The following is a 5143-nucleotide window of genomic DNA, read 5'->3' on the forward strand; positions in this document are numbered from 1 at the left end:
TAATTTTTTTAAATTTTACTGTTGTCGCTTTTCCTTGGGGGCCTTGGTGCAATACGCCACCAAGGCCCCTCCACGCGTTCCGCAGAGAGGTGAAATGACAGCAGACGACTCGTTCGGCCGGCTCGATGACGACGATTACCCCGCCTACACCATGGGCCGGGCCGCCGAGATGCTCGGCACCACCCAGGGCTTCCTGCGCGCCATCGGCGAAGCCCGCCTCATCACCCCGCTCCGCTCCGAGGGCGGACACCGCCGCTACTCCCGCTACCAGCTGCGCATCGCCGCCCGCGCGCGCGAGCTCGTCGATCACGGGACCCCCATCGAGGCCGCCTGCCGCATCGTGATCCTCGAAGACCAGCTCGAAGAAGCCCAGCGCATCAACGCCGAATACCGCCGCGCCGCCGAATCGGCGAACCCAACGGCCGTGACCTGAGACGGCGAACCTGCAACTCCCCCAGAAACGTTGCGGCTGCCGCCCACGCAGGCTGGTCGGGACACAGAGAGGGCGCGGCTGGTGCCGGCGATCGATGGGGTGGACCGGCTGCTCGGACTGGTGGCTTCAGGAGGTGCGCCCTCAGTTCGGCCACGACATGGCGGGCGGGCGCGGTCACGCTGTGCCAGGGCCTGGCCGTGCGGTCGCCAGGCGGCTGCCGGGGTGGGCGGGCCAGCAGCGTCACCACGTCACATCCTCACTGTCAGTCGAGGATGCGGAGCTGGGTGTCGGGTTTGCAGTGCGTGCAGGCGCGCACGCCCGAGGTGAGGAGCCGGCGTGCTTCGTCGCGTGGGACGGGGCGTCGTCGTGTGCCTGCGGCGTAGCAGTCGCCGACGTGTATTTCGATGGGTGGGCGTCCGTTGCCGATGTCGAGTTCGACGATCCAGTCCGGCTCCTGTGGCCGGTTCTTCTGGCCCTGTTCCTGTTCGGCTTCCCGCTTCTGGAGGGCGGCGATCTTGGTGTCGATGCGCTGCAGCCACATGGCGTGCCACACCCGCATTCTGTGGAATCAGGGTCTGTCAAGCAGCTCGGCATGCACTGCGGGGCCGTCCTAGGTCGGAAGCTGGTCTGTGTGGGCAGTGCCGACGGGATGGCGGACTGTGCGCTGCAGGCAGCTCAGAGCCCGAGTCGCCGATCACGTGGGCTGCCACCACCCTGATGACCAGACACATCACCCGCTGGACCTCCCGTCGCACTGGCCAGCAGCCCTCCCGGGAGTAGGAACGGGACAGACCTCGTGGCCCTGCCGACGAGCAGGGCCGCATCTCCCCGGCCGCGACGCCCACGCCGTTACCCGGCCGACGGAGGGCTGCCGCGTCGTTCGGTCACGAGGTGGTCTTTGTTCCGATGCCGTGGGCGAGGAGGCTCTCGGCGGTGTCCTCGATGGTGTCCTCGATGGGGCGCGCTCGCCATCCGAGGAGCTTCTCGGCTTTGGTGCTTGTGGCGTCGAGGTCCCGGCCGAGCTGGTGTTTGAGCAAGCGCAGTTCCGGGTTCACGAGGCCCAGTGTGCGGGCGACCCAGACGGGCAGTTCACGGGTGGGGGCTTTCGCAGCGCGCTCACCGAGGCGGTCGTGCAGGATGCGTGCGATGTTGATGACGCGCAGGCTGTGCCCGGCGATGGCCAGGAAGCGTTCGCCGGCGGCTGCCGGATCGGTCATCGCGCGCAGGTGCAGATCCGCGACGTCGCGTACGTCGACGAAGCCCATCCCGAAGGGAGGGCACGCGGGGACCTGTCCTTCGAGCATTCTGCGGACCAGGCGCAGGGATAGCGGGTCGTCCAGGCCGAGCAGGGGTCCAAGGACTCCCACGGGGTGAACTGCTGTCAGTTCCAGACCGCCGCCTTCGTCCTGGATGAACTGCCAGGCGGCGCGTTCGGCGAGTGTCTTGGAGCGCTGGTAGGGCGGGATGTCGCCGTCGACGTTGGTCCAGTCCTGTTCGGTGAACGGGGTGGAGCGCGGGGGGTGTCCGATCCCGATGGCGCCGAAGGCGCTGGTCAGGACGACCCGGCGCACACCGGCGTCGCGGGCTGCGCGCAGCACCCGCAGGACGCCCTCGCGTGCCGGGACCACCAACTCGTCGTCGCTGGCCGGCGTAAGACGCAGCGTCGGCGAGGCGACGTGCAGGACGAACTCGCAGCCGGCGACGGCAGCATCCCAGCCCTCGGGCTGTTCGAGGTCGGCGCGCACGACGGTGAGACGGTCGTCGTCGAACGGTGTGGCCGCGTGCAGCCAGGAGCGCAGTGCCGGTTCGCGTTGCAGGTCGCGGACCGTGGTGCGGACGGTGTGCCCGGCCTCCAGCAGGGCTTGGATGCACCAGCTTCCGATGAAGCCGGTTCCTCCGGTGACCAGTACCTGTGTCATCTGTCTCTCCTTCAGCTGTTGGCTCGTGCGGTAAGGGGTGCCAGCGGGTGCGTGGCACGGTGGCGCTGGGTGGCGGCCACGCTGCTTCCCAGGAGGGCGTGGCCGATCATGATCGGGTAGATGACGGCGCGTTCGAACAGGCCGATGTTCCACATCCAGCCGGTGAACACGTCGGTCATGAAGAGGGGGAACGCGATCAGTCCGGCGGTGCCGACGTGGTGCTCGCGATCGACCGGCCCCGGGTGAGGCCGATGCGGGTTCCGCCGGTTCCGACGGCGATGGCCATGAGGTTGCCGGCGAGCATGACACCTTGCGCGCCGAAGGTGTGGAAGGCGATCAGGCCGTTGTCGACGTTGGCGTTGGAGCCCTGGAAGATGCCGACGAGTGAGACTCCGACGCCGGCGAGGACGGCGAGGATCATGATGATGATCGGGCGGGCGCCCTTGCGCGGGTCGAACACGAGGAACGTGCCGATGATCAGGAGGGTGGCCGTAGATCACCCAGCCGGTGTCCATGACGGCGCCGAGGGGGGAGTTGGCGACCTGCCCGAACGCGGTCTGCGGCGGGCCGGTCAGGCCGCGGTGGCTGACCCAGTTGTACAGGGGCGAGTACGGCGGGTCCTGCCATGCGGCGGCGGTGATGAACTCGGCGACCCAGGACACGAGCGGCCCGACAAGGATGAGGAGGGCCCCGGCGCGGGCAGCAGGACCGGAGCGGACGATGGGGTTCATGCGAGAGCCATTCCGGGCACGCGCTGGCGGATGGCCTCCATCTCGGCTTCGTCCGAGACGCCCTGCCAGTCGTAGCGGGGGGTGTAGGGGGCCTCCAGGGCGCGCACCTCGTCGTCGGTGAGCTCGATGTCGAGGGAGGCGACGGCTTCGTCGATCTGCCGGGTCGAGCCGGCGCCGACCAGCGGCGCGGTGACGACCGGCTGGCGTCGCAGCCAGGCGAGCGCGACCTGTGCGCGGCTGACGCCGTGGGTGTCCGCGACCTGCCCGACGGCGTCGATGATCGCGTGGTTGGATGCTTCCTCGGCCGGCGAGTAGAGCAGGTCCGCGTAGGCGCCGTCCGTCTCGGAGCGCACTGTGGAGCGGGCGTCGTCCCAGGCGCGGGTGAGGCAGCCGCGGGCCAGCGGCGACCAGATGATGGTGCCCACGCCCTCGTCCAGGCACAGCGGGATCATCTCGCGCTCCTCCTCACGGGCGAGGAGGTTGTAGTGGTCCTGCATGGACACGAACCGTGCCCAGCCGTTCTCTTTCTGCAGGCGCAGCGCCTTGGCGAACTCCCACGCGTGCATGGACGAGGCGCCCAGGTAGCGGACCTTGCCGGCCTTGACGAGGTCGCTGAGTGCTTCGAGGGTCTCCTCCTCGCCGGGGTCTTCGGCCTGGCCGAGAAGACCGCGATCCGCCCGCCGTCCTCTTGGCTAGCTAGCCAGGATCAGCGCGGCCAGGTCCGGCACGTAGGCCGGCGGGACCAGCAGGAGTCCCTCCAGCAGCGCCATGGGCACCATGACCCGGGTGCTGCCGTAGCGGTCGGCCAGCCGGCCGAGCGCCGTCATTCCTGCGATCGCACCCAGGGCGAAGGCCAGCAGGGCGAGGCTCAGCAGACCGTCGCTCAGGTCCAGATGGCTCTTCACGCTGGGGATACGGCTGGTCCAGGCACCCAGGGCGGTACCGAACAGGAGGAAGAGGAGGCAGGTGGCGCTGCGTGCCCGTAACGTCGTCCCGGCGCTGAGGCCCTGACGGGCGAACCAGACCACCGCAAGATCGACAACCTCGCGGACCTCCTCGTCACCGAGGAAGGCCCGGGCATCCTCACCTGGCTCCTTGACGGCGCCCGCCGCTACCTGGCCGGCGACCGCGATCTGACCGGCCCCGAACGCGTCCGGATCGCCACCAGCGCCTACGCGGAGACTGAGGACCACACCGGCCGCTTCTACGACGAGTGCTGCCGCCTCGACACCGAACTGCGCGCGGAACAGACGGCGCTCTACGCCGTCTACCGGGCCTGGTGCCAGAATGAAGGGGCACCGGCCATGTCCTCGCGTGCGTTCGCTGCCCGTACCCGGGAACTCGTGGGCCTGGCCTCGCCCAAGGAGATGATCCTGTCCAACCAGCGCAAGCACTACCCCGGCATCGGACTGCTCACCGACGAGGAGAGGGACCGCGCATGAGCTCCCTGATTACCGAGGACGAGGTCAGCCACGAAGCCGACATCGTGTGGCTGGAGGACATCGACCACCTCGACTACGTCCGCCAGAGCCTGGACCGGCTCCCCACCCGCAAGGGAAAGCCGGCCTACCACCGCGACGGCCGCATGGTCGGCTACGCCCTCCTGGGCCCCACCGCCAAACCCTCCCGCGCCTCCGGCACGTTCCGCCGCCGCGTGTTCTGGCTCCTGCCCCACGACCGCGACAGCCAACCCGTGGGCCTGTACGCCAAAAGCGCGCCCGCTGAGGCGGTGGACCCGCGCACCCTCGAACCGAGGGTGAAGGGCTACAAAACCGAACGCTCCGAAGGTGGACCGCCTTCCACGGCGATGCAGGAACTCGGCATAACGCTCCCTCTGTGACTACGGCCCTTCACTGATCGATAAGCCCAACCCGCACCGCGGGACGCGTTGTACAAGCCCAGTCTTCGTTGGCAGACGTTGTCAGCGCTGGTCAGAGTGACGTTCCCGGCCATGGACCCGCTGTACGCGTGCCGGTAAGAACCGTGTCACCGATCCTGCCGGCTTATTCCGAGCCCGGCGGGGCTGGCGGCTCGTTGGTCGGGACAGCAGTGGCCGTCTT

6 protein-coding genes and 2 pseudogenes are annotated in these 5143 nt (G+C 68.9%); 3 read left to right on the forward strand and 5 right to left on the reverse strand.

The genetic code is table 11. The features are described from left to right. The first annotated feature begins 94 nt into the window (after positions 1 to 94). On the forward strand, positions 95 to 433 hold the full coding sequence (locus ACFVWD_RS57180) for a MerR family transcriptional regulator (protein ID WP_382140681.1): 339 nt from the start codon (positions 95 to 97) through the stop codon (positions 431 to 433). A gap of 262 nt (positions 434 to 695) precedes the next feature. Here ACFVWD_RS57180 and ACFVWD_RS57185 read toward each other — a convergent pair whose 3' ends face one another. The 5 genes and pseudogenes from ACFVWD_RS57185 to ACFVWD_RS57205 all read right to left on the reverse strand — a co-directional run. Further along, positions 696 to 974 (reverse strand): DUF6233 domain-containing protein, encoded by a 279-nt coding sequence (locus ACFVWD_RS57185; protein WP_389607016.1) that lies wholly within the window; start codon positions 972 to 974, stop codon positions 696 to 698. A gap of 343 nt (positions 975 to 1317) precedes the next feature. Then, complete coding sequence (locus tag ACFVWD_RS57190) at positions 1318 to 2352, reverse strand: SDR family oxidoreductase (RefSeq protein WP_389607018.1); 1035 nt, start codon at positions 2350 to 2352, stop codon at positions 1318 to 1320. Positions 2353 to 2363: 11 nt separating this feature from the next. After that, positions 2364 to 2531 carry a hypothetical protein gene (locus tag ACFVWD_RS57195; RefSeq protein ID WP_389607020.1) on the reverse strand — a complete coding sequence of 56 codons (168 nt, stop codon included), beginning with the start codon at positions 2529 to 2531 and terminating at the stop codon, positions 2364 to 2366. Between the two features lie 17 nt (positions 2532 to 2548). Beyond that, a complete protein-coding gene (locus ACFVWD_RS57200; RefSeq protein WP_389607021.1) occupies positions 2549 to 2812 on the reverse strand; it encodes a hypothetical protein in 264 nt (87 codons plus the stop codon). Between the two features lie 267 nt (positions 2813 to 3079). Next, positions 3080 to 3718, reverse strand: a pseudogene (locus ACFVWD_RS57205) (aldo/keto reductase); the annotation flags it as partial. Positions 3719 to 4105: 387 nt separating this feature from the next. Between ACFVWD_RS57205 and ACFVWD_RS57210 the strand changes: the two are divergent. Beyond that, positions 4106 to 4525, forward strand: a pseudogene (locus tag ACFVWD_RS57210) (primase-like DNA-binding domain-containing protein); the annotation flags it as partial. Continuing rightward, positions 4522 to 4923 (forward strand): DUF6009 family protein, encoded by a 402-nt coding sequence (locus tag ACFVWD_RS57215; RefSeq protein WP_389607023.1) that lies wholly within the window; start codon positions 4522 to 4524, stop codon positions 4921 to 4923. The pseudogene ACFVWD_RS57210 and the gene ACFVWD_RS57215, both read left to right, overlap by 4 nt. The last annotated feature ends 220 nt before the right edge of the window (positions 4924 to 5143 follow it).

Source organism: Streptomyces sp. NPDC058086, assembly GCF_042885015.1.
Classification (GTDB): Bacteria; Actinomycetota; Actinomycetes; order Streptomycetales; family Streptomycetaceae; genus Streptomyces.